Raw genomic sequence first — 24,790 nt, 5'->3', positions numbered from 1 at the left:
GGTATGGGGGACGGCGTTGCCGACCTGGTGATATTGCATCGTCCGCGGCCCGGAGGAGGAGTAGTCGTCGGGAAAGGTCTAATGCCGCGCTGCCTTGCGTCCGGTCAGCGACCGGCACTGCGAAGGATCGGGGTGTTTGAAGTCGTGCCGATCCTTGGATGTGCGGTTGGTCACGGTCGTGGATGACCTGATCCCGGCCTGTGTCCGGAACCGGTCGGCGCAATCTCCGCTCTCTCAATTCCTGTGCTTGGGATACGGCAAGGCATATTGCATTGCCAATGTATCATCACGAACACAGTGGTGCCGGCCGCTCCAGGATCGAAACGGTTGCAAGAGCTATCGGCGTTTGCGTAACTGTTCCGCGCGTCGACCCATGCGTGCGCGTGACGGACAGTCCGTGTCAGACGCGGTCAGGTCAATCGAACGAGATGGTTGTCCCACGCGGGTCCACCCGTCGTCAAAGGCCGAAACGTCGTCGCACCGCAGTTCCAGAGGACACCGCTGCCGTCGCTGACGACAAAGCCATCTGCCGAAGGCGCAACACCACAGACGTCCGCCCTGACATGGGTCATCCGATGCGTGCCGTCCGGATTATGGATCATCACGACGCCCCCGCGCGGCGAGGTCACCGCGACCATTCCGTCATCGGTCATCGCGATCGATCCGGCGTAACCCTTCATGCGCTGAGCCTCTGACTGGGGCGGTGGGCACAGGACGAGGGACGTTCCGGGCCGCCACAGGCCCAGTTGGGGGACATCATCGGACGGATCGCCCTCCCACTGCATCGCAAAGGCAACCAGACCGTCGGCACCCAACGCCAGATGCCGGATCGAATTGCGGCGGAGACTGTCGGGCAGTTCGGCCTGCGTGTCGATCCGCCCATCAGCCGCGATGCGTGTAAGGTTCGGACGCATGCTGTCGATGTTCAGCTTGGTGCGGTCGTCCGGGTCCGTGGCGATGCCGCCATTGGCCACGATCAGGGCGCCATCGTGCTGACGCTTCAGGTCGTGGGGTCCGATGCCCCCCGAAGCCCACTCGGCGATCCGCGTATATCCGTCAGTGTCCCACAGACCGATCCGACCCTCGGATGTCCGGGCAACGACCTCGGATGTATAGAGCACGCGACCATCTGCCGAAAACACGCCATGCCCATTGAACTGTCGCCCGTCCGGCGGCGTGATGCGGTGCTGGACGGAACCGTCATGGCAATTCAGTACGATGGCGAAAACTCCCGGCCGGCGGGCAAAGGCCACGGCCTGCGGTTTGCGGGGGTGTGCCGCCGCCGCATGTCCACGACCGGGCAGGTCGATCGCGAAAAGACTTTCACCCTGCTCCGTAACGCCATGCAATACATGCGTCTGGCCTGATTTTCCGGCCACCAGGAACGCCGGGCTGCCGACATCGGCCCAACTGCGTGTGGGGACCGTCAATGCGGCCAGCCCGGCCAGAAACATGCGACGCGTTGCCATCAGTCACCATCCATCGCGTTGAACCCCAGGGTCACGCCCAGGGCTGATCCCAATTCCTCCAGCGCGGTCAGGCGCGCGGCCTCGACCGATTGCTGCAGGACTTCGACCTTCAGGCGCCCCTGCGGGGTGGACACCCCTGCCAGCTGCGGATCGTCCAGATCGCGGGTCTGATCGATCGCGTGTTCCAGCGATTGCACGGTCCGAGGTGCCTGATCGGACAGGGCCACCACCATTTCCCGGATCGCCTCCAGCGACAACTGGACGTTGACAAGGCTGCGGCCCGAGGCTGTGGCCTCTGCCCGTTCGGGGGCCGGGCGATCAAAACTGCCCATAGGCCGCCCAAGACGCTGGTCCTTGATGTATTCAAGGCCGGTGATGACCTGTGTAAAAAGCGCCTGTCGCGCCTCGTCCACGGACAGAAAGCGGGCATTCTGCGGATCGCCGGCCATCAGCAGTTGCGGCGCGAAATCGTCCTGCCAGCCATCGCGCAATTCAGTCGCCAATCGTGCAAGATCGTCCGAGGTCGCCCGGATCAACGGGCAGGTTTCCATGTCCCATGGCTCGGCCGGAAACAAAAGCCGTTCCAGCCCGGTCAGACCGCGCGCCGCGACAGATTGCTGGGCCATTGCCGTAGGGGTCAGCTGCGCCGCATCGCTCTGCAGCAGTTCCCGCTGCGCCTGCAGGCCCCGCCTTTTGGGATCGGGCCAGAAACTGATCGCAAGGCCCCTGCCCTCTTCTTCGATCGGTCCGATGCGGATGTGCTGAATGCCCATCCAGTCGTCATAGGCCGCCTGATACGCGGGGATCAGCGTCTGCATGTCGCAACCGTCATTCGCGGCCTGCGCCAGCCTCTGCGTCGATTCGGCAAAGACCTGGTGTCGCGGCAGGATATGGTCGTCGACCACGTCCGGGACATCCGCCCTTGCCGTGGTCGCGAACAGTGAGATCAACACGATCAGGGGTCGCAGCATCAAAGGCTCTCCAGAAAAAGGATCAGGTCTTCGCGGTCAGAAGCCGGCAGGGCCACGACACCGTCGCGGGCTGCGGCGGCCTCGCCGCCATGCCACAACAGTGCCTCCAGCAAGGATCCGGCCCGGCCGTCGTGAAGAAATCGGGTATGGCCGCTGACCGCCTTGGTCAGACCGACCCCCCACAGCGGCGGCGTGCGCCATTCCGTGCCTGTCGCGCGCCCTTCGGGACGATTGTCCGCCAGGTCGGGGCCCATGTCATGCAGCAAAAGATCGGTATAGGGCCAGATCAACTGAAAGCTCTGCTCGGGACGATCCTCGAGGCGGTGGGTCACGTGTTTGGGCGTGTGGCAGTTCGCGCAGCCCAGCTGATGAAACACCGCCTTGCCACGCAGCACCTGCGGGTCACCCGCCCCGCGCCGTGCCGGAACACCCAGATTGCGCGCATAAAAGCTGACCAGATCAAGACTGGGGCCGTCGACCTCCAGCCCGTCGCGCTGACCCGGCTCCTCTCCGTGAGGCGCGTTCAGACAGCGGTCCTGCATCGGCGTGCAGTCCCCGAATGGCTGCGGGTGCAGTGGATTCGACAGACCCATATCGCCTGCGAAAGCCTCGGCCGACTGGTCGATCACCGTGGGGTTGCCTGCCTTGAGGCCGAACCGGCCCAGCATCGGGGCATCGTATGCGCGTGACATGACAATCTGGGGCCGCCCCGAAATACCGTCGCCATCGGCATCATCGGGGTCAGCGCGTGCCAGGATGTCGGCGGCCGGAATGGCCTCCAGCAGTCCCAGCCCGATCATCTGCGGCGCGATACGCGGCGACAGCATCACGTCCGCTGACAGCGGGCCAAAGCCCGGGTCCACCACCGCATAGGTCGGGGCACGAAGAACGACCGTCGTTCCGTCCGCCAGGGTCATCGACCGTTCGGTGTGGGTGATCTGCATCTGTCCCTCGGCTGGCAGGCCGAAGGTTGCGAAATCCTGCAATTGGCCGCCATAGATGGGATCCGGGCTGGTTGCGTGCCAATCCGGGATGCCCACCGGGCTGTCACCGCCCGGCACCGACAGGCGCAGGAACATCGATACCCCGCCATCCATGTCGTTCGCGGGCGGGTGGCCGCGCCCGTCCTTCAGGTGACAGTCCTGACAGCCGCGCGCGTTGTAAAGCGGCCCCAATCCGTCAGAGGCCAGCGTCGAGGCGGGCGAGGCCACCCAGGTCTTGCGAAAAAGCGCGTTCCCCAGCTTAAAGTCCATCTCATGCGCAAAGGGCATGTTTGCCGACGCCTGACTGAAGGCATCGGCAGTGTCGATGGCGCGCACCGTGGCGGCACCGGCGGCATTTTCCTCGAACGGCTCTGCTGCGTCAAAGGACGTGGGCGGCGACAGGATGGCCGCGATGCGGGCAGTCTCGGCCGGCGTCCGATCAATCACGGACAGATGCCGGTCGTCCAGTTCCTGTCCCGATGCGGCGCCGGTCAGCAGACCTTGCACCAGAAGCGGCGCAACCCACATGCGCCAGGTTCGCAGCGTCCCGGACATGCTTACTGAAAGACCGCCGCTGGATTGTCCAGGCTGTCCGATCCCGCAACGTCGATACCGGAAAGCCCCAGCACGCTGACCGCGCGCTCTATCGAAGCGGTCTGGGTTACCAGCGCATCAATGGCGGCCATGATCAGCGCCTCGCCCTGGACGTTGCCCGCGGCCAGCATCTGGTCATAGGCCATTCCACCCTCGGCTGCGGTCTTGATCGCCTGCAATGTGCCTACCGACCCGTCCAGTTCGGCGCGCAGTCGCGTGTCGACAGCAGGATCGGCCTCCGACACCAGATCGGACAGGGACGGTCCGCTGATCACGGTGCCGTCCACCTGGGTGTAGGTCCCGAGATAAACGTTCCGGATGCCCAGCCCATCGTAATAGTGGCTGTTATGCGTGTTGTCGGAAAAGCAGTCGTGCTCTTCCTCGGGGTCGTTCAGCATCAGGCCAAGCTTCATCCGCTCTCCGGCCTGCTCTCCATAGGACAGGCTGCCCATTCCGGTCAGCATCGCCAACAGACCCGCGCGCGGGTCCTGAGTGACTGCCAGGCGTCCTTCACCACCGTCGCCCCAGGCAGCCGTCATTTCCTGCAGATCGGTGATCAGCAGGTCGGTTGCCGCCTGCAGATAGGCGGCGCGACGATCGCAATTGCCGCCTGTGCAATCAGCGCCCTGAACAAAATCGGTGTATGGACGATCGCCCGCACCCGGGCCGGTCCCGTTGAGGTCCTGCCCCCACAGCAGAAATTCGATGGCATGATACCCCGACGCGACGTTCGCTTCGATGCCGTCAGCCTCCTGCAGCGTTTCGGCGATCAGTTCCGGCGTGATGGCGGTGGCGTCGATGGCCGTGCCGGACAGGGTGAATTGTGGCGAGGCGATTACGTTCAGACCCGCCAGGTCGTTCTCTTCGTTCTGCGCCGAGCCATCGGCGACATAGTCGATCAGCCCTTCGTCCAGCGGCCATGCGTTCACGCGGCCTTCCCAGTCGTCCACGACCGCGTTTCCGAACCGAAACACCTCGGTCTGCTGATAGGGCACGCGTGCAGCGATCCAGGCCTGGCGCGCCGCCGCCAGCGCCGCCTCTGACGGTTCGGCGATCAGTGTTTCCACCGCCCCGCGCAATGCGGTCGCGGTTTTCAGGCTGTCGCCATATTGCGCATGCGCCATATCCGCGTAATGCGCGACCACCTGACCCGGGTCGGCCGCAACCGCCGCAGTGGCAAAAAGAGACGTCGAGACAAGATAGGCGGCAACGCTGACTTTCATGGCAATCATCCTGTGAAACGATGCATTGCCACCTTTCATAAGGCAGCAACAACGCCGCCCTGACTAGCGCCGCGACCGATCGAAGTAAAGGCGATTAATTTGATCGGATTTGATTGCCGGCGGGGTTATCGCGCATTTCGCACTGCCGGTTCACGACGCCCAGCTGGGTCGTGGTATGTGTCTGCAGCCGGACAATGACCGCGTGAACCAGACGGATCAGGTGATCACGGAAACCGGAACCATGGCCCATTTTCATGGGACAACCACGCCTGACCGCGCAGAAATGCGTCATTCGGGCCGTCGTTCCATCCGCTGTCCGAATGACGGGTCATCAATCGTGCAACATGTCCGGCGGATTTTTGACTTATGAGAGCCAATTGCTGTTTTTCCGGCAACCTTCGGATGCCAGCAAGGCTTTTGAGGACGGCGCTTTGTCGGCATGGTCGCCACCGGGAAAAGACGTCTGCACGAGATGACGAACAGGTACGATATCATCAACGCCGATCCACCGCAGTTTTCGCTACTCCCAACGCCAGCTTCGTCTTCGGCAACGCGCCGCGCGACCCACCAGCAGCCTGCCATGGATCAAGAGGCGTGGTCTTGTTTCGACCGCCTTAGGTACCGTAAAGCCCAGACGACACCCACGACCAGAATACCCAGCACCAAGAGCCCGGCAATGCCGCAGCCCAGCATCATCATGCCTCCCATGTGACCATTCATCATGTCCATGTGAGTATCCTTTTACGATTGGGTCGGACAACGGTCCTGACCATGGCACGTGGCGATCGCCCCGCTTATCAACACGCACAGATGGGTCGCGACGACCCCTGCAATCATCAGCGCGCATTCCATCACCATTTCAGAACGACAGTTCTTTAATTATGAACTGCGGCAAGTCGGTACAAGAGTATCAGCGGGGATCGTTTTTGAACATGGCTGGCATCTGGGTAGAGGGGGGTGCATCCACTAGGCTCTGGACTCATAACCAATAGATAACGGTTGCATCGAGCGCGATCGCCCAGAGGAAGACCTTTGGGCACCTGTCATACCGAGTTGCGACACGTCGCTAGTCCTTGAGCCTGCCGAACATGATCTCGATGCGATTGCGGCGTTTGGAGCGACGCTTGTCGTATTTCACGGTTGTCTTGCGCTGCTTGCACCCCGGGACGCAGGCGCGTATCCCGTTGTCTTCCAACGCTTTTCGGAACCATTCGGCATCATATCCGCGGTCCCCGAGCAGCCAGTCGACATCCGGCAGGCTGCTCTGGGACGCCCGCGCGTCGATGTGATCGCTGACCTGCCCGGCGGCAACGAAAAGGTTCAACGGCCGGCCCTGGCTGTCACAAATGGCATGCAGCCTGGTGTTCATGCCGCCCTTGGTCCGACCGATCAGGCGACCGCGCCCCCCTTTTTCACGCCCATGCTGGTCACGGTGCGGTGTGCCTTGAGGTCGGTCGCGTCGATCATGACGGTATTCTCTTCGCGGCACTCTGCGGCCAGGCCGGCCACGATCCGGGCAAAGACGCCCTTGTCACTCCATCGCTTCCAACGGTTGTAGAGTGTCTTGTGCGGACCGTATTCCGCAGATGCATCACGCCAGCACAAACCATTGCGGTTGATAGAGATAATCCCGCTCAGCACCCTGCGGTCATCGACCCTTGGCCTGCCGTGGGACTTCGGAAAACAAGGCTCCAGACGCGCCATCTGCGCCTCGCTCAGCCAGAAGAGATCAGACATATCACCGCTCCGTTTCCAGAACCCTGAATCACGCAGCCAATCTGAAATCGATGGGTCCAGAGCCTAGGTAGGCAAACGCAGTGACATGCAGCAGTTCTAAAGCTGCAACGCGGATCAACGAATGCCCGCCTCCCCTGGCCCTTTTTCAAAGTGTTCAAAATCGATCAGCCATGCGCCGTGGCATGCTGTTCATCGAATCACGAACTTCGTTGCGGTGGACCGGACACCATCACGTGACATCGCGTCGGGCGATGGCGCGTCCGGACCACAGCGCCATAAAAGGCCGATGCCGCATCTGACATGCGGCTTCGGCCATATTGGGTGGAAACAAGACAATGCGTTGGTCGTTTCGCGGCCTATTCGGCGGCGATCGCCCCATCCGTCATGCGGTCCAGCGCCTGTGCCATTCCGTCCAGCGCCTGCTCTGCATCATCCAGATCATAACGGTCGGTCAATGCATCGACCGACAGGTAGCCGACGTTCGTGACACCGTCCTGCTGCCAGATCAGGACGCGCAGTGGCAGGTCCAGCGCGGCGCGCGGATCGGCCTGCATCAGCGGCGTGCCGATCTGAGGGTTGCCAAAGATCATCACGGTCGCCGGGTCCATCTGCAGCCCGGCATCAGCCGCGGCGGCCTGATGATCGACGCGCGCGACCAGGGTGGCGGGACTTTCATCGATGATCGCCTCCAGCCGGTCTGCGGTTGCCGCGACATCATGCGGGCTGGCCTTGACGACCCAGTCGTCGGCATGTGCAGTCGTGGCGGCGGCAAGGCCCAAGGCAATGGTCGCAAGAAAATGGCGCATTCAGATGTCCTTTCGTGACTGTTCCGGCCCATCTTGGGGCAGTCGGGCGACAATCGCCATTGAATCCCGACATGAATACGAACACGCATGCGTGGGGCACAGGCGCCCGCATGCCCCAGGGGAGTAGCAGATGGCAGTTGCAGACAGTTCCCGGATCCTGCTTCTTGGGGCCGGGCACGCGAACCTGCTGGCCGTGCGCGCGTTGCGGTCAGCGTTGCCCACGGCGCGCATCACCGTCATCGACGCGGCGGCGCAGGCCCATTACTCGGGCATGTTTCCCGGATGCATCGCCGGTCATTATGGCCCGGACAAGATGCGGATTGATCTTGACCGTTTCGCAACAACGCACGGCGTATCCTTTGTTCAAGGGTCGATCATGGCGGTGGATCCGGTGGCCCGGCAGGTGTCGTTGGGCGATGGAACGATGATGTCGTATGATATCGCGGCGCTGGATGTGGGCAGCCATGGTGCCATGCCCGAAATCATGGGCTTTGCCGACCACGCCATCGCCATCAAGCCGCTGGAGGCGTTCACCGCGCGGCTTTTCGGGACCGACCCGACGGCGCCTGTGGTGATCATAGGCGGCGGCGTGGCCGGTGCCGAAGTTGCCCTGGCACTGCGCCATCGCGGAGCCCGGAACGTCACCGTGGTCGAGGCAGGTCCGATGATCGCCGCGGCGCTGCGACCACGCGCGCGTCGTTATCTGACCGCGGCGCTTACCCGGTCCGGTATCCGCGTCCTGACAGGCGCAACAGTTGCTGCGGTTCATCCTGATGTCGCCGTGCTGACGGATGGAACCACGATCAATTCCGGACTGTCGATAGGCATCGCGGGCGCGCGATCACATGCGTGGATGGCCGAAACCCTTCCTGTCGATGATGCCGGATTTGTCCGTGTCACCCCGACATTGCAGGTAGAGGGGCACCCGACGCTGTTTGCGGTGGGCGACTGTGCCGCGATGGTGCATGCGCCCCGCCCCAAGGCGGGCGTGTTCGCCGTTCGCCAGGCACCGGTGCTGGCCGCAAACATTGCCGCGGCGATATCGGACCAGCCGCTGCAGCGCTACGACCCGCAGCGTGATTACCTCAAGATCATCTCTCTGGGCGATCGGCTGGCGCTGGCCGAATGGCGCGGGCTGACCTTGTACGGGGCGTGGCTGTGGCGGTGGAAGGACCGGATCGACCGCCGCTTCATGGCCAGCCTGCAGGATTGACCCGTGCCAACACATAAACGTGAGCCCCGTAACATTTCCCCCGCGCATGAGACATGAGCAGGGACACACACCGCAGGAGCTACCATGATGCAGCGTCGTTCTTTTCTCGCCACAGGGGCGGCATTGGCCGCAGCAGCAGGCCTCCCGCATGCGGGCATGGCCCAGCAGGGCGTCCGCGTCGCCTTTGACAACGCCTGGCGGTCCGTGGACTTTCCACGATTGGCCTCGACGCGCTATGGCCTGGGTGGGGGGACGCTGTCGATCGCGGCTGATTCCAGTTCATCGCTGGTGTATCGCGCGGTGCCCGATGCCGCGCGCGGCGCACGGGTGGCCTCGTGGGCGTGGTCCGTCACAGCCAGCGTCCCCCCCACAGACCTGGCGCGCAAGGGGGGCGATGATCGCAACGTCTCGGTCTATTTCGTGTTCATGGATCAGCAGGCGGCGGCTCGTTTGTCGCCCGACACCTCGCCACAGCGGTTGCTGACCAGCCGGTCCGCGCGGACGCTGATCTATGTGTGGGGCGGCAATCATGCGCCGGGCGCGATGCTGGCCAGCCCCTATCTGCGCGGGCGGGGCTTCACGATCGCCCTTCGCCCCGCAGGGACGGGCGCGGGACGCGCGCAGGTCGATCTGGCCCGCGATTATGCCACGGCATTCGGCGAGGCACCGCAGGTGCTGGTCGGGCTGGCGGTCTCGGCGGACAGCGACGACACGAACACGCAGCTGCGCGCCAGTCTGTCGGATCTGGTCCTGGGCTAGCATCGCTGCGCGCCCCTGCCACCGGCGTCCATCCGGCTGGATCAGCCCGGGACAGACGCGGCAGCCGGACGACCATCAACTGTTCTGGACGCCACCGACCCGAGACGCATGTCGTGTCACGATCAACCGGCGCAGAAATGCGCCGATAAAGATCACGGTCAGCACCATCACGACCGTCGCCGCGGGCGCGCTGTCCAGATAAAAGCTGATATAGGTTCCGCCCAGCATCGCGAACACGCAGACGATCAGCGACACCGCCATCATCCGATGAAAGCTGCGGACCAGCAGGAACGCGATGGCCCCCGGCGTCACCAGCAGCGCCACCGCCAGGATCAGGCCAACCGATGATAGCGTCGATACGATCGTCAGCGACAGCGCGCACAGCAGTCCGTAATGCAGCACGCGGATCGGCAGGCCGGAGGCCTGCGCCTGTGCCGGGTCAAAAGCGTGCAGCAGCAGATCCTTCCATTTCAGGGCCAGAAGTCCGCTGACCAGCAGACCGATGATCCCCGATGTCCACAGATCGGCGGACCCCACGCCCAGCATGTTGCCGAACAGGATGTGGTCCAGATGCTCGTTCGTGGAAATCGAGGTGTACATGATGATGCCCAGCCCGAACATGCCCGAGAACACGACACCCATGACTGTGTCTTCCTTGACGCGGCTGTTATGGGCCAGAAACCCGGTGGACAGGGCGCACAGCATGCCCGCCGCAAAGGCCCCCACCAGCAGCGGCAGGCCCAGAATCCATGCCAGAACGATACCGGGCAAGGTCGCATGGCTGACCGCATCGCCCATCAACGCCCACCCCTTGAGCACCAGGAAACACGACAGCAGCGCCGTGGGCGGCGCAACCATCAGGCAGATCCAAAAGGCGTTCTGCATGAACGGAAACTGGAACGGCAGCAAAAGCGTGTCCATCACGGGTGGGCCTCCTCGGCCGCGTCCTGGGGACGCCGTTCCAGCGCGCGCGCGGCCTTGCGGCGGGCCGCAAGCATGCCGTGCTTGGGCGCAAAGACGAACGCGATCAGAAAGATCACCGTCTGCAGCGTCACGATGACGCCACCGGTCGCCCCATCCAGAAAATAGCTGGCATAGGCCCCCAGGAAACTGGTCACCGTGCCGATCAGCACCGACACCATGATCAGGCGCGGAAAGCGGTCGCACAGCAGATAGGCCGTGGCGCCGGGCGTGACGACCAGCGCGATCACCAGGAACGCGCCGACGGTGATCATCGCCGCGACCACCGCCGCCGACAGCAGCATGAAAAAAACCGCCTTGAGCAGGTCGGGGCGCAGGCCGATGGTGCGGGCGTGGTTCTCGTCAAAGAACACCACCATCAGGTCGCGCCATTTCAACAGCAGCACCGACAGGCAGACAAAGCCGATGATCGCCAGCTGCAGCGTGTCGCCGGGGGTGATGGCCAGGATGTTGCCCATGATGATCGTCTGGATCGACACCGAAACAGGTGACAACGACACCATGAACAGCCCCAGCCCAAAGAACGAGGTAAAGATGATGCCGATGATCACGTCGATCTTGAGCCCCGACCGGCCCGACATGAACAGCATCGCCCCCGCCGCCAGCCCGCCCGCCAGAAACGCCCCCACCGCAAAGGGCAGGCCCAGCATATAGGCGCCCGCCACCCCCGGCACGACCGAATGGGACAGCGCATCGCCGATCAGCGACCAACCCTTGAGCATCAGATAGCACGACAGAAAGGCGCAGACACCCCCCACCAGCGACGACACCCACATCGCGTTGAACATGTAGCCATAGGAGAACGGCTGAAGAAGAACGTCGATCATTGCGCGTCCTCTGCGCGACCCGCGGCGGCGGTCCGTTTTTCGCCGTAATGGACAAAGGGGCGTTCGTCGTCGCTGATGATGCTGACCTCGCGGCCGTCATCGTCGTGATGCAGATCGCCGCCGCCAAGCGTGAAATGGCGCAGAACGCCGCCGAACGCCTGTTCCAGGTTGTCGCGTGTGAACGTCGTGCGGGTAGGACCGTGGGCCAGGACCGTGCCCTTGACCAGAACCGTCCGGTCGCAGAATTCCGGCACCGAACCCAGGTTGTGGGTCGATACCAGCATCACCCGCCCCTCGGCCTTGAGTTCGCGCAGCAGGGTGATGATGCGTTCCTCGGTCCTGACGTCGACGCCGGTGAACGGCTCGTCCAGCAGGATGACCTGACCGTCCTGTGCGATGCTGCGGGCCAGGAACACGCGCTTGCGCTGTCCGCCGGACAGCTCTCCGATCTGGCGCTTGCGGAAATCGCTCATGCCGACCCGGCCCAATGCCGCATCGACCGCCGCATGATCGGCACGGCGGGCGCGCCGCAGAAAGCCCATGTGACCGTAACGGCCCATCATGACCACGTCCTCGACCAGGACGGGAAAGGCCCAGTCCACCTCCTCGGCCTGTGGAACATAGGCGACGAGGTTCGCGGCCAGCGCCTGTTTGACCGTCCGGCCCAACAGCCGGATCTCTCCGCGCGCGGTCGGAACGAACCCCATGATCGCCTTGAACAGGGTCGATTTCCCCGCGCCGTTGACGCCGACCAGCGCCGTGATGGTGCCACGCGGGATCTCGAAGCTGGCATCGTGCAGCGCAGTGTGCCCGTTGCGATAGGTCACCGTCACGTCGCGGACCATGATACCACTCGCTGCATCACCGCCGTCGGCATCGCGCATCGGGTCGGGGGAAACGTCTGGCATCGGTATCATCCTTGTGGCGCGGTTTCGCGCGGTTCGCAACGCGGGTGTCCGCCGCGGCGAACGGTGGGCCGGGTCGTTGGTGCCCGTCGATCAGTTCATCTGCTGCGCCAGCGCCGCCGCAATGGTTTCGGCATCGACGCGCAGCAGATCCAGATAAGTCGGCACAGGGCCGTCCGGTTCACTCAGACTGTCGACATACAGCATGCCGCCGTATTCGGCGCCGGTTTCACGGGCGACCTGCTGGGCGGGGGCCTGATTGACGGTGCTTTCACAGAACACCGCCGGAATGTCGTGTTCGCGCACGGTGTCGATGACGCGACGGACCTGCTGGGGCGTGCCGGTCTGATCGGCATTGATGGGCCACAGATAGGATTCCTTCAGGCCGAAATCGCGCGCCAGATAGCTGAAGGCTCCTTCGCAGGACACCAGCCAGCGGCCTTCCTCGGGCAGGGCCATGATCTGTTCGCGCAACGGGCCGACGGTATCGGTGATCTGCTGTTTGTAGGCTTCGGCATTGGCGGCATAGGTCGCCGCATTGTCCGGATCATGCTGCGACAGCGCGTCGCGGATGTTGTCGACATAGATCGTGGCATTCTGCAGCCCCATCCAGCCATGCGGATTGGGTTGACCCTCATAGTCGCCTGACGAGATCGATATAGGCTCGATCCCGTCCGTCAGGATCGCGGACGGCATGTCGCCCAGGTTGCCGATGAACTGTTCGAACCACAGCTCCAGGTTCAGCCCGTTGAACAGCACGAGATCGGCGTCCGACGCGCGCACGATGTCCTGGGGGGTGGGCTGATAGCCGTGAATTTCGGCCCCCGGCTTGGTGATGGAGACGACTTCGGCGGCGTCCCCGGCCACGTTCTGGGCCATATCCTGAAGGATGGTGAATGTGGTCAGAACCTTGAACTTGTCACCCGTGTCCTGTGCGGCGGCCGGTATGGCCATTGACGCAGCCGTGGCAAGAACGGCGGACCGAACCGTGAAAAGGCGCATGGATGTCTCCTGACATTGTACAAACACGGTAATCGTAATGAGAAGCACTCGCAAGTGTCAATGCATATGAGAATTGTTCTCAATTGATCGACCATGCTGGGGTGACCCACATTCCGCCCTGCATGGCGATCGAGGCGTGCCTTACCAGTTCAGCAGAGTGCTATGGCACAGTGTCAGGCTGGTGGTTGCCCGCGACACGGCAGCGCGTGTTCACGATCAGGGGCGGTCTGGCAGCAGCCGCCATCCAATGGACTGCGGGCTACAAGGCAGCCTCGAAAGACGATCAGCAGTTCTTGCCGCACGGCGTCTGCGGCAAGACGTGCGGTGGGACATCGGCTGCGTTTGTTCAGCAAACGGGCCGTTCGCGCAGACCAGCATGCGCCGCCAAAACCACCATTTCGACAGACCGCCTTGGGCGCGTGCCGCATGGACCACCGATGCGAATGGCCACATGAGCGTCGAAGTGCAGAAGAGTTGAACAGCTTGGCGATGGACGGCCCCGTCATTGTTGTTTAGCGTGGTTGTGGGTCTTTTCCATACTTTGACACCCCTGCCAGGGTGTCGGGACCGTGTGCATTGGTGGAGCGTATCGTGGACAATGCATCTGAGACGACGGCCTGTCCAAGCTTTGCCACCGCACCGGACCGTCACCAGTTGTACCTGACCGAGGCGCATCGCGACAATCTTGCGATGATCAAGGCATGGACCAAGTTCGACCGCGGCCTGCTGAGCCTGTCGGGTCCAGCCAAGGTCGGCAAGACCGTCCTCGCGTCAGAGCTTGCCGCCCTGCTCTCGGGCAGCATGAATGTCGCCCGCGTCAACCTGGACAGGCCCGGCATCGACCTAGCCCAAGAGGTGCCCAAGGCATTCGGCATCAATGCTGCAGACCCGCTGGACGAACTGGCGCGGCTTTTCGCCCGGTGCCGTGCGTCCTATCGCAAATGCGTCCTGATCGTCGACAATGCACATCTGATCTCGGAGGCCTCGAAAGAATTCCTCGAGCAGTACACGGCGGCATCGGGCCTGCCTCAACCACTTTATGTGCTGCTGGTCGGGCGCGGAGAGGCGACGGCGCTGCTTGCCCCCCCTGTCCGGGAGGAGTTGCGCCGCAGACTCGGCGGCCACCTGCGCATGCATCCGTTCTTGCCCGCAGAGACGTCCCAGTACATCGCCCATCGCTTTCGCGCCCGCAAATGTCCATGCCACGAAGGCAACCAACCCTTCGATGCCGGCAGTCTGTTGCTGATACACATGGCATCCGGAGGGTATCCGGGGCATATCGACAATCTGGTCAGGTACTGCCTGTCACAGGCAGGCGGACACCCGGGCGATACGTTGGACGAGCGGTTCGTTCATGCCTGCCTCGCCTCGATGGCGCAGGCGAAAACGCTTCCCTATCCCTTGCCGGAGCTGCCTTCGGGTGAGCATGAGGACCGGCCGACCGCGGCCGAGACACCCACATTGCTTGCATCGCTTCAGGGCAACGCAGCACTGAAGACGCACGAATTTCACGATGTCATCCCCCAGGACGATCCGCTGCGCCGACGCTGGCTGACACCGGCTTTGGCGGGTGCTGCGACCGTTGGTGTTATCGCTCTGGCCGGAACCTGGATCATATTGGGCAGGGGGCCTGCCGATCAATCGATCCCTGTTCAGACAGCCGCTGTTCAGCAGCCCGCCGCAGAGCCTGCACCCCCTCCCGTCGTTCAGGCCGATCCCCCTCCCGTCGTCCAGCCCGATCCACCGATCGCGCAGCTGGACACGCGTGTCGAGGACGCGCTACCCGACCCGCGGCAGCTGCTGACCCAAGCACTTGCCGTGGGTGGGGACGATCCGGAATCGGCGCTATGGCTCTATACCCGGGCCGCGCTTTGGGGCAGCGAGCGGGCCGCCTATTACCTCGGTCAGCTCTATGAGACGGGTGTCGGGGTCGAGGCCAACGTGAACAGCGCGCGTGCGTGGTATCGCAATGCCGCGCAGATTGATGGTGCCGCAGCACGCCTGCGCGATCTGGAAACGGCGCCACCAATGCCGGCAACCACCGACCTTGTCGCCGCAATGCCGGAACGCCAGACGATCCTGGCTGGCAGCCAGTCCGAATTGTACTGGCGCGGGGCGTCCGGAACAGACGCATCGCGCTATCTGATCGAGTTCGTCGCAGCGGGCACGCAACAGGTCCAGGAACTGGAAACCGACCTGACAGCAGCCCTGATCGGACAGCCGGTATCCCGCTGGAGGGTCATCGCATTGCGGCGCGACGGAACACCGGGTCCGGCATCGCCCTGGACGGCCGCCAACCAGCCCTGACCATCAGCACGGCCACGCAGATGTCGCAACGATGGCACGCAGGTTGAATGCCCGTTCGGACTGCGCCTGATCCTAGGGCGTTTCGACGCTGCAGTTTGCAACATAGTCAGGATCGATGCCGCGACTGACACAGGTGGAAACGTCCCATCCTGACGGCATGTCGGTCAGGTCGACAGATTGCCATTTGGGATGCCCCTCGCGTCGCAGCGTATCGATGTTGGACAGCATCAGCGAAGACAGATCCGACACCCCGCGGCAACTGTCCTGATGATACCGGTTTCCGCGGGGATCATAATCATATGTCATCAGCACTGCCTTGACGGCGACGGTCTCTACTGGATCGGGCTGAAAGCCATAGGTGCCGCCAGCCAGCGTCGTCGGGGTGTACACCGCCTGCAGCGTCGTGTCCTGGACCGGCAAAAGGTGAAACCGTTCGCCGTCGATCGCGTTTGCGGAATACAGAGTCGCGGGTGCACCCGCGACATAGAAAAATGCATCGATGTCGCCAGCCTCCAGTTGCGCAAGGGCGTCGTCAGGGGCGATGGCGACCACTTGGGCAGGCTCGATCCCCGCCAATGATATCATCAGCGACGCCGTCAGATATGTGCCGCTGTCCAGCGCACCGATCGCGACCCGCTTTCCGTTCAGGCCGCCGAACTCTGCAATGTCGCGACGTGCCAGAATATGGACTTCCTCCTCGTACAGGGGGAATGCAATCCGGACGCCGTCGACCGCACGCGCGACCGTGGGATCATCCACGGCAAATGTCTGCATGTACTCCAGAACATCGCTTTGAACGATGCCGAACTGGGTGTTCGGACGCTCTCTCAGGGCAAGCAGGTTTTCCAGCGAACCAGCCGATTCAACGACATCCAGGGTCGTGCCGCATTGCTGCATGATCGCACTCAGATCGCGACCGAACTGGATATAGGTGCCTGCCTGCAACCCCGTCATGATCGACAGGTCGGCATCCTGCGCATTGCCGCCGAATGCGATGCCGGAGGCCGCACAAATTCCCAAACCAAGGCGTCGCATGAAGGTAGAGACCAGCATCGTCGTTTCTTTCGGTACAAGGTGTGTCAACATCCATCCAGCCCAGCCAAAAGGACGACCAGAGCCTGTCGGTTGATCGGGTCCTGAACCTGACGCAGTGCCTCGACCGTGCACTGACCCTCGACCAGAAGATCGCGCAGCTGGTCACGCGCAGCCGGCGATTCAGGCAGTCCTGGCGTCGTCGCCAGGACTGCGCTGACCTGATCCGCATTGCGCGGTTGCAAGGCAACGCTGTCCTCGGCGGCCTGCGGTGGCGTGGGCGGTGTCGTGGGCGCGGGCACTGGCGGCGGTGACTGGGGTTCGGGTTCCGCGATCGCGGCGGGCTCTGGCGCGGCGGCGGCGGCGTCAAGTTGCGCTTGCCGGGATGCCACCTGAGCGGTCAGACTCTGGACCTGCTCTGCCAGGGCGGACGACTGTGCCTCTTGTGCGACGATCCGGGCCGCCAGGTCTTCGGACCGTTCCAGATCGGCCTGCATCGCATCGCGCTGGCCGGTCAGGTCAGCCAATTCCGTCCGCAGTTCGCCAAGCTGTGTCTCCAGGCCCTGTCGCGCCGAGGCCAGATCCGCCCGCCCGGCCGTCACGCCCTCGATCTCACCTTCCAGCGAGGACAGCCGCTGTGCCTGCTGCTGCTCGGCGGTGCGAAGGTCTTCGGTGCGCGCGATCAGTTGATCAGCCTCTGCGCGACGGGCGTCGATTGTCGCCGACAGCTCTGTCAGTTGCGCCTCTGCGGCGCTGATACGGTCGCTCAGTTCGACCTCCTGGGCCCGCACTCGTTCGATCTCGCTGCGGATCGCGCTCTCGTCAGCCTTGGCGGCGGCAAGATTTTCCTGTTCCTGAGCAAGCTGACCGGTCGATTCTTCGATGCTAGTGGTCAAATCGCGCAGCGCCGACCGGGCCGCCTCCACCTGCGGTTCAAGTGCCGCCGCCTCGGTCTCCATCTCGACGATGATCTGACGCAACGCATGTGCCTGCGCGATACGCTCATCTTGCGTTGTCTGCGCCCACGAAAACCCTGTCGCGCCCAAAAGGCCGACGGCTGCCAACGTTGCCACCGGAATACGGGATACCAAAAACACGATCAAAATCCTCCGTCGGGCGATAATGGTAAGGCACGACCGTTTGTCAAGTTTGCCAGACGTGCCTACCCCTGCCCTGTGCACGGCACCCATCAAATCTCTGCGACATTGCCGCCACAGCAGGACGTGGAACTACCGCAGCGGGCATCAGCCGACCGATAGTCTACCGTTGCGGGACATCCCTGACGCCCCATGCAGCGGTCACATGCGACCCGACGGATGCGCCCCGTTTCCGCCATGTCGCAGAGAGCCCGTCCCGGTGCGCGATATCACCATCAGCAGTCGTGCCACGGTATCAGCAAAGTCCCACCCGCCGCCGAATGGCCTCATCGCGCAGTGAGATCTCCTCACCCAGATAGGAATCCGCATCCGGGCCGCACATCCAGACCAAGGTTCGTGCAGGCCATTCGGGTGGAATATGCACGGCCCAGTCAAGCTGGCTGACCGGGTTCATACCACTGTCGCGGATTGCCGCCTGCATGTCGGTGGCCACCGTGCCGGGCGACAGACTTATCGCCCGTATGCCGTCGGCATGCGCCTCCAGATGCAGGGACCGGGTCAGCATCAGCGCACCCGCCTTGCTGGCGCAATAGGCACTCCATCCCTGCTGCGGGGCGTGGGCCGCACCCGATCCGACGGTCAGGATCGTCCCGCCACCCTGCCCCCGCATCAGCGGAAGCGCGGACCGGATGCCGTGGAATACACCCTTCAGGTTGACGTCGATCGCGTCGCTCCAGTCATCGGGGTCCGCGTCGGCCAGCCCGGAGATAGGGCCGATCAGACCGGCGTTGTTCACCAGAACGTCCAACCGTCCGGTCCTGTCGCGCAGCACACCCACCGCGTTGTCCATATCGCCGGCCCGCGCAACGTCACCCGACAGGGGGATACCGTCGATATCATCCGCCAGCGCAGCGACCGCATGGGCGTCACGCGCCATCACCCCGACCGTGGCACCCGCCATGGCAAAGGCCCGCGCCGTGGCCGCACCAATGCCCCGGCTGGCCCCGGTGACCAGTACCGTCTTTCCTGCAAGATCGATCATTGTGTTTTCCCTGCCCCGCGATGTGATTTCGATACGCATCCTACGCACTCCCTTTGCGTCATTCCACTGATCGCGGTCCGCGCTCCGAACGCCAAGGGACAACCGATCATGGGCGCGGACGCAGCACGGCAGGCGATCGTGGCCTGCGCATGTGAACCGCCTGTGCAGGATCATCCGGCGGGTGTCGTTCATCGTTGCGCAATGACGCGGGACAGGCATTGCCGTGGCCCGGACAGCCTTTCGGCCTGCCCGTGCGGCGATACGAGGCGGTCAGCGGTCCCCCCGTATCAGCGCGGCCCCGTGACATGCACCATCACCGCCGCAAAGAACACGGCGCTGGCCGTCATGACAAAGACGTGCCAGATCGTGCGATGGAACCGCAGGCGCGGTGACAGGTAAAAACCAAAGCCCGCCGTGTAAACGATTCCGCCCGTCAGGATCAGGCCAAAGGCGCGGGACGACATATCGTCGAACAGCGCGCCACCGGCCACGGCGCCCGACCACCCCATGACAAGATACAGACCGATGGCGGCGCCGCGCCAGCTGTCTGGGGCAAGACTGCGCAATCCTGCGCCGCCAAGGGCACATCCCCAGATCCATGCCAGGAACCAGCCCGCCGGTTCGGTCGCCGTCAACGCAAACGCGGTATAGGTGCCGGCGATCTTCAGATAGATTGCCGAATGGTCCAGCCGTCTTAGAACCGGGCTTAATCGGGGCATGTGGTTCGCGTTGTACAGGGTGGAACACAGGATCATCATGACAAGCGTCGCGCCATAGACGGACACGCCCAGCACCGACATGGCGCCGCCGCCTTGGGTCCATGTCAGGGTCACCAGAACCGGAACCGCCAGCACCGCAGCCCCAAGACCGATCAGGTGCACGATCAGGTCGGAAACGGTCTCGGCACGGCTGTAACCGTTGCGCTGCGGCATGATGCGGATCCTGTCGATGACGTCACTGCATGCTAGGACGAAATGGATAGTCTGGAAACAGTCGGGGCCAGTCATCCGTGCCGCGAAAACGCCCGGGCGCCACCGCCGCGGCACCCGCAATGTCCGGCGCATGGGCTGCGGCACAGAAACACGACCGGCGTTGGTACCGCAAAACCGCCAGTCCAGCCACAGCGGCACCCGACACGGCGCACAACCGGATGCCGCATGGACGGACCGACAGCGGCAAAGGAACACCGAAACACGCGCTGAGTCATCGGCGGTGGGGCATGATGTAGGTATTGCGCCCGGTCCCTGCCCGATCACAGGCCAGAACCGCGACGGGCAACCCCACAGCACTGCGACGTCGATCGTCGTGTACGGCCATCCCCGCTACCATTCAGGGTCGAATTCAGGCAAGCCGGCCAGCCGAGTTTCGGAAAACGTCGATCCGACACGCGACGTCGTATCCATGCTGTCGCCTCATTTCAGCATGGTCAGGGCTACGATTTTGGCGACAAGGGGCCGTCTCCGGCAACAGATCACGGGGGCTGCTGGGTTCGACCATGCGTAGCGCACGATGGTTCTGGCTGTGGCATCGATTGGCTTGAGGGTCTGTGATCGCAAGCCGGTCGGGGATCTGGACGCGGCGGGAATGACGAACCGCCCGCCTGGACCACCGTGCGGGAATGCGTTCTGGAACGCTGACGGCATCATTGCCTGTCGAATGGGCGCGTATCCGGCAGCAATGAACATGTTGAAGATACAGAATTGACATGTTGAAAACTGCTGCCATCATCGACGGATGTATGACAAGCAATCCCCGTTTTCAGCGATCAAACTGACTGGGCGGCGCGACAGCCTGGCCGACAGTGCCTATGCCACGCTTTGCACCGCGATCATTGATTGCCGCCTGCCGCCGGGCAGCGCCATCTCGGAGGCCGAGATGAGCACACGGTTCGCGTTTGGCCTTGCGGCCGTTCGCGCAGCGATGATGAAGCTGACGGCCTCCGATTGGATTGCACCCGACGGCAGGCGCGGCTCGATGATCCTGCCGGTATCGGCCGCGCATCTTGCGGATCTGACGGCATCCCGGCGCTGCCTTGAACCCGCGCTGCTTGATCATGCGCCACCCATCGACCTGGCGGACGAACTGCGTCTGCGCGCGACGGTGCATCATGCGGCAACCGCGCAGCTGACCAAATCAAACCGTCAGGCGCTGCTGCATCAGGAACGGGCCCTGCTGGGTCTGATCGCGCAGTCGGTCGCCCCACCCCGGATCAGGCGCTGGCTGATCGACACGTGGGAATTGTCCCTGCGCGCGGATCGGAATCTGGAACAGGCATTCGGCGTACAGCGCGACCCCCTGCCGCTGGCCGCGCTTGCCGAGGCGCTGGCCAAGGGCGATGCCCCCGCGGCGACGGTGTTGCTGGACGACATGCGGCACGCCTTTGACCATCGCGCGGCGCGGGCGCTGGCCCGCAGCGCCGCGCCCCTGTCCACCGCCCCGACCAATCAACAGCCTAATCGTTCAGCCACGGCCCGACCTGCCGCGCCTAAAGCTGGTGCATCGCGCAAAACCCGTTCATTCAAAGGAGATCCGGCATGAGACTTGTTCCCAATACGCTGTTCGCCGCCATTCTGACCGCAACGACGGCGCTTACGGCGCCTTCGGTCGCGCTGGCCGATGCGGAACGGTTGGTGATCGATCTGGTCAATGAACCGACGACGCTGGATCCGCACCTGCAATGGAACCCCGACAGCTATTACGTTTACCGCAACATCTTTGATAATCTGCTGACCCGGGACGACGCGGGGCAGATCGTTCCGCAGATCGCCACCGAATGGGAACAGGTGTCAGACACCGAGACGGTGTTCACGATCCGCGACGGCGTACAGTTCCACGATGGCAGCCCGCTGACGGCAGAGGATGTAGTCTATTCCATCCAGCGCATCACCGACCCGGAATTCGGCTCTCCACAGTTGTCGCAATTCGAGAGCATCACCAGCGCCGAGGTGCTGGACGACGGTCGCGTGCGCCTGACCACCGCGACCGGCTATCCGGCGCTGTTCGCCCAGTTGGTCAAGCTGTCCATCGTACCCAAGGCGATCGTCGAGGATCTGGGCCGCGAGGCGTTCAACCTGGCGCCGGTCGGGTCAGGCCCCTATCGGTTCGACAGCTGGCAGCGCGGGGTCGAGGTGGGGCTGGTCCGCAACGACGACTATTGGGGCGATGCCGGGGTCTTTCCTGCGGCGGTGTTCCGCGCCGTGCCCGATGCCTCGACCCGGGTGGCGAACCTGACGTCGGGGGCGTCGGACCTGGTGGTTGGCATGGACCCCGACCTGTCCCTGCAGCTGGAGGCCGCCGATGGCGTCAGCCCGTTGTCGGCGCTGACCGAACGCGTCGCCTATCTCAGCGTGAACCGGGCCAAGCCGGGGTTGGACGACGTGCGCCTGCGCCGCGCCATCGCCCACGCCATCGACCGCGATCTGCTGGTCGAAGGTCTGCTGGGTGGTTTCGACAACCCCGTTGGCCAGATGCTGACACCTGCCCATGTCGGATGGGTCGAGGGGCTGGAGGGCGTGCCCTATGATCCCGACGCCGCCCGCGCCCTGATCGCCGAGATCGGAGAGCCTGCAACGCGGCCGTTGGGCTTTGCCACCGCGCCGGTCTTTGACCAGCGTATCGTGCAGGCGATTCAGCAGATGCTGGGCGATGTCGGCCTCTCGGTCGAGATCGAGATGACCGACATGGCAACCTATCTGCAGAAATCGCAAAGCGCGCCCGAAGATGCCCCCGACATGGGCTTTGGGCGCTGGTCATGCGCCTGTCAGGATGCGGATGGGGTTCTGTACCCGCTGCTGCATTCCAGTTCGTCCTGGTCGCGGGTCCGCGATGACGATCTGGACAGCCTGCTGGAAAATGCCCGCTCGCAGATGGACCCGGACGCCCGGCTTGCCCTGTATAGTCAGGTGCATGAATGGGTCGCCCGGGAGGTGCCCCAGGTGCCGCTGTACCAGGCCGCAATCCTTTATGGTGCCTCGGACAATCTGGACTGGACGCCGACCCCGAACGAAAGCCTGTTCCTGAACCGGATGGGCTGGTCGGAATGATCACGGCCCGCGCCCCCGGACAGGTCGCGCAATGAGCCGGTTTCTGATCCGGCGGCTGATGCAGGCCGTGATCTCGATCCTTGGGGTCACGGCGCTTATCTTTTTCCTGCAGCGACTGGCGGGTGATCCTGTCCTGCTGATGGTGTCCGAGGGCGCCAGCCAGCAGGCCATCGATGCGCTGCGCGTCAATCTGGGCTTTGACCGACCCGTGCTGGTTCAGTTCACCGACTACATGTCGGATCTGGCGCGGTTCGATTTCGGGCGGTCGATCGTCCAGCAGGTTCCGGTGGTCGACATCATCGGGTCGCGCCTGCCCTACACGATCTGGCTGGCGGGCGCCGCGCTGACGCTGGCGTTGGGGATTGGCGCGCCGCTTGGGGTTTTCATGGCGATGCGCCGCGACCACCCGCTCAGCAGGATCGGCATGGCCTTTGTGCTGGCCGGTCAAAGCCTGCCGACATTCTGGAGCGGGGTCCTGCTGATCCTGCTGTTCGCCGTGACCCTGGGCTGGTTGCCCGCCTCGGGCGCGCGCGAAACGCAAAGCGTCATCCTGCCCGCGATCTGCCTGTCGCTGCTCAGCATGGCGACCTTTGCCCGCGTGACCCGGACCGCAGTTCTGGATGAACTGTCCAAACCGTATATGCGCGCCGCCCGTGCCAAGGGCCTGTCCATGGGCCAGGCCGTGCGCCGGCACGCGCTGCGCAACAGTGCCATTCCGGTGATCTCGATCGCGGCGCTGGAAATCGCCAACCTTTTGTCGGGGGCGGTCATCGTGGAAACGGTCTTTGCCTGGCCCGGCCTTGGCCAGCTGACCATCCAGTCGATCGCCGCGCGCGATTTTCCCATTGTTCAGGCCATCGTGCTGCTGGGCGCTTTGGTGTCGATCGGCCTCAATCTGGCGGCTGACCTGCTGTACAGCGCCGTCGATCCCCGCATCCGGCTGGAGGGGGGCAAATGATCGCCCGGGCCCGCCTTGTCCGCTGGCTGCCCCCGCGGCTGTGGATCTTTGCGGCGTTTCTGGCGGCGCTTTCGCTGGCGGCCGTGTTGGCACCCTGGGTCGCACCCCAAAGCCCCGAGGCCCAGAACCTGCTGGGGCGCCTGCGCCCGCCCGGGGCCGACGTGCGGGGCATCACCTACCTGCTGGGCTCGGACGAACTGGGGCGCGATCTGTTGTCCCGGTTGATTTACGGCGCACAGGTGTCGCTGACGGTGGCGGCGCTGTCCGTGCTGGTCAGCGGTACCATCGGCACGGCGGTGGGCATGATCGCGGCCTGGTCCGGTGGCTGGACCGGCACCATCATCATGCGCGTTGCCGATATCGTGCTGTCGGTCCCCGCGATCCTGCTGGCGATCATCACTGTCGCCATCCTTGGACCGGGATTCATCAATGTCATCGCGGTGTTGGCCTTTACACGCTGGCCGCGCTACGCGCGCATCGCCTATGGTCAGACCCTGGGGCTGATGAACCTGCCATATGTCCGGCTGTCGCGTTTCATGGGGGCGTCCACGCTGCGCGTCCTGCTGCGCCATATCCTGCCCAACATCATCGGCCCGATCATGGTCGTCGTCACGCTGGAATTCGGCCTGATGGTCCTGTTCGAGGCAGGCCTGTCCTTTTTGGGCCTTGGCGTACAGCCACCGACGCCCAGTTGGGGCGCGATCCTGTCGGCGGGGCGCAACTACGTCACCACGGCCTGGTGGATCGCGGTCTTTCCGGGCCTGTTCCTGTTTCTTCTGATCCTGTCGGTCAACGTCCTGGGCGATCACGTCCGCGACGTCGTCGAAGGCAGACGCTGAAC

General features: G+C 63.7%; 21 protein-coding genes and 1 pseudogene. 7 read left to right on the top strand and 15 right to left on the bottom strand.

Translation table 11 applies throughout. The annotated features are described in order from the left end of the window. Positions 1-410: 410 nt before the first annotated feature. The 7 genes and pseudogenes from ACJJVR_RS12585 to ACJJVR_RS12555 all read right to left on the bottom strand — a co-directional run bounded on the left by ACJJVR_RS12585 (position 411) and on the right by ACJJVR_RS12555 (position 7,783). Positions 411-1,469, bottom strand: a complete 1,059-nt coding sequence (locus ACJJVR_RS12585; RefSeq protein ID WP_405405037.1) for a DUF1513 domain-containing protein — start codon at positions 1,467-1,469, stop codon at positions 411-413. Next, positions 1,469-2,440, bottom strand: coding sequence for an imelysin family protein (locus ACJJVR_RS12580; protein ID WP_405405035.1), 972 nt, complete (start codon positions 2,438-2,440; stop codon positions 1,469-1,471). Before ACJJVR_RS12580 ends, ACJJVR_RS12585 begins: the two co-directional genes overlap by 1 nt. Further along, positions 2,440-3,978 (bottom strand): di-heme oxidoredictase family protein, encoded by a 1,539-nt coding sequence (locus ACJJVR_RS12575; protein ID WP_405405033.1) that lies wholly within the window; start codon positions 3,976-3,978, stop codon positions 2,440-2,442. The genes ACJJVR_RS12580 and ACJJVR_RS12575 overlap by 1 nt, the downstream gene beginning before the upstream one ends. A gap of 2 nt (positions 3,979-3,980) precedes the next feature. Further along, a complete protein-coding gene (locus ACJJVR_RS12570) occupies positions 3,981-5,240 on the bottom strand; it encodes an imelysin family protein (protein ID WP_405405031.1) in 1,260 nt (419 codons plus the stop codon). Between the two features lie 585 nt (positions 5,241-5,825). After that, on the bottom strand, positions 5,826-5,969 hold the full coding sequence (locus ACJJVR_RS12565) for a hypothetical protein (RefSeq protein ID WP_405405030.1): 144 nt from the start codon (positions 5,967-5,969) through the stop codon (positions 5,826-5,828). A gap of 250 nt (positions 5,970-6,219) precedes the next feature. Next, positions 6,220-6,977: pseudogene (locus tag ACJJVR_RS12560) on the bottom strand (IS5 family transposase). A gap of 356 nt (positions 6,978-7,333) precedes the next feature. Then, on the bottom strand, positions 7,334-7,783 hold the full coding sequence (locus ACJJVR_RS12555) for a DUF302 domain-containing protein (RefSeq protein ID WP_405405028.1): 450 nt from the start codon (positions 7,781-7,783) through the stop codon (positions 7,334-7,336). A 130-nt stretch (positions 7,784-7,913) separates the two neighbouring features. Between ACJJVR_RS12555 and ACJJVR_RS12550 the strand changes: the two genes are divergently transcribed. Further along, positions 7,914-8,996, top strand: coding sequence for an FAD-dependent oxidoreductase (locus tag ACJJVR_RS12550; protein ID WP_405405027.1), 1,083 nt, complete (start codon positions 7,914-7,916; stop codon positions 8,994-8,996). Between the two features lie 84 nt (positions 8,997-9,080). Next, positions 9,081-9,755: a DUF3047 domain-containing protein gene (locus tag ACJJVR_RS12545; protein WP_405405026.1), complete on the top strand. Its 675-nt coding sequence runs from the start codon at positions 9,081-9,083 to the stop codon at positions 9,753-9,755. A 75-nt stretch (positions 9,756-9,830) separates the two neighbouring features. Here the strand turns inward: ACJJVR_RS12545 and ACJJVR_RS12540 are convergent, their stop codons facing one another. From ACJJVR_RS12540 to ACJJVR_RS12525, 4 genes are all read right to left on the bottom strand, one after another. Beyond that, positions 9,831-10,679 (bottom strand): metal ABC transporter permease, encoded by an 849-nt coding sequence (locus ACJJVR_RS12540; protein ID WP_405405025.1) that lies wholly within the window; start codon positions 10,677-10,679, stop codon positions 9,831-9,833. Beyond that, positions 10,676-11,563 carry a metal ABC transporter permease gene (locus ACJJVR_RS12535; protein ID WP_405405023.1) on the bottom strand — a complete coding sequence of 296 codons (888 nt, stop codon included), beginning with the start codon at positions 11,561-11,563 and terminating at the stop codon, positions 10,676-10,678. The genes ACJJVR_RS12540 and ACJJVR_RS12535 overlap by 4 nt, the downstream gene beginning before the upstream one ends. Beyond that, entirely contained in the window at positions 11,560-12,471 is a 912-nt protein-coding gene (locus tag ACJJVR_RS12530) for a manganese/iron ABC transporter ATP-binding protein (protein ID WP_405405022.1), read from the bottom strand. Before ACJJVR_RS12530 ends, ACJJVR_RS12535 begins: the two co-directional genes overlap by 4 nt. A gap of 90 nt (positions 12,472-12,561) precedes the next feature. Continuing rightward, complete coding sequence (locus tag ACJJVR_RS12525; protein ID WP_405405020.1) at positions 12,562-13,470, bottom strand: metal ABC transporter substrate-binding protein; 909 nt, start codon at positions 13,468-13,470, stop codon at positions 12,562-12,564. 591 nt (positions 13,471-14,061) lie between these two features. Here ACJJVR_RS12525 and ACJJVR_RS12520 point away from each other — a divergent pair. After that, on the top strand, positions 14,062-15,777 hold the full coding sequence (locus tag ACJJVR_RS12520) for an AAA family ATPase (protein WP_405405018.1): 1,716 nt from the start codon (positions 14,062-14,064) through the stop codon (positions 15,775-15,777). A 72-nt stretch (positions 15,778-15,849) separates the two neighbouring features. Here ACJJVR_RS12520 and ACJJVR_RS12515 read toward each other — a convergent pair whose 3' ends face one another. The 4 genes from ACJJVR_RS12515 to ACJJVR_RS12500 form a co-directional block, all read right to left on the bottom strand. Further along, the gene (locus ACJJVR_RS12515; protein WP_405405017.1) at positions 15,850-16,830 is read right to left on the bottom strand and encodes a TAXI family TRAP transporter solute-binding subunit; all 981 of its coding nucleotides are present in this window, start codon (positions 16,828-16,830) and stop codon (positions 15,850-15,852) included. A 26-nt stretch (positions 16,831-16,856) separates the two neighbouring features. After that, entirely contained in the window at positions 16,857-17,906 is a 1,050-nt protein-coding gene (locus tag ACJJVR_RS12510) for a hypothetical protein (RefSeq protein ID WP_405405015.1), read from the bottom strand. A gap of 295 nt (positions 17,907-18,201) precedes the next feature. Continuing rightward, the gene (locus ACJJVR_RS12505) at positions 18,202-18,945 is read right to left on the bottom strand and encodes an SDR family oxidoreductase (RefSeq protein ID WP_405405412.1); all 744 of its coding nucleotides are present in this window, start codon (positions 18,943-18,945) and stop codon (positions 18,202-18,204) included. A gap of 290 nt (positions 18,946-19,235) precedes the next feature. Next, positions 19,236-19,880 (bottom strand): hemolysin III family protein, encoded by a 645-nt coding sequence (locus tag ACJJVR_RS12500; protein WP_405405013.1) that lies wholly within the window; start codon positions 19,878-19,880, stop codon positions 19,236-19,238. Between the two features lie 802 nt (positions 19,881-20,682). On the opposite strand from ACJJVR_RS12500, the gene ACJJVR_RS12495 reads away from it, so the two are divergent. Genes ACJJVR_RS12495 through ACJJVR_RS12480 form a run of 4 tightly spaced genes read left to right on the top strand, consistent with a single transcriptional unit; the run spans position 20,683 to position 24,788 of the window. Next, complete coding sequence (locus ACJJVR_RS12495) at positions 20,683-21,486, top strand: hypothetical protein (RefSeq protein WP_405405011.1); 804 nt, start codon at positions 20,683-20,685, stop codon at positions 21,484-21,486. Then, a complete protein-coding gene (locus ACJJVR_RS12490; RefSeq protein ID WP_405405010.1) occupies positions 21,483-22,991 on the top strand; it encodes an ABC transporter substrate-binding protein in 1,509 nt (502 codons plus the stop codon). The genes ACJJVR_RS12495 and ACJJVR_RS12490 overlap by 4 nt, the downstream gene beginning before the upstream one ends. A 31-nt stretch (positions 22,992-23,022) precedes the next feature. Beyond that, entirely contained in the window at positions 23,023-23,949 is a 927-nt protein-coding gene (locus ACJJVR_RS12485; protein WP_405405008.1) for an ABC transporter permease, read from the top strand. Beyond that, the gene (locus tag ACJJVR_RS12480; protein WP_405405007.1) at positions 23,946-24,788 is read left to right on the top strand and encodes an ABC transporter permease; all 843 of its coding nucleotides are present in this window, start codon (positions 23,946-23,948) and stop codon (positions 24,786-24,788) included. The genes ACJJVR_RS12485 and ACJJVR_RS12480 overlap by 4 nt, the downstream gene beginning before the upstream one ends. Positions 24,789-24,790 lie beyond the last annotated feature (2 nt).

Origin of the sequence: Paracoccus sp. Ld10, assembly GCF_045064235.1 — a bacterium.
Classification (GTDB): Bacteria; Pseudomonadota; Alphaproteobacteria; order Rhodobacterales; family Rhodobacteraceae; genus Paracoccus.
Note: the sequence above shows the minus strand (reverse complement) of the source record. Positions and strands in the feature narration are given on the sequence as shown.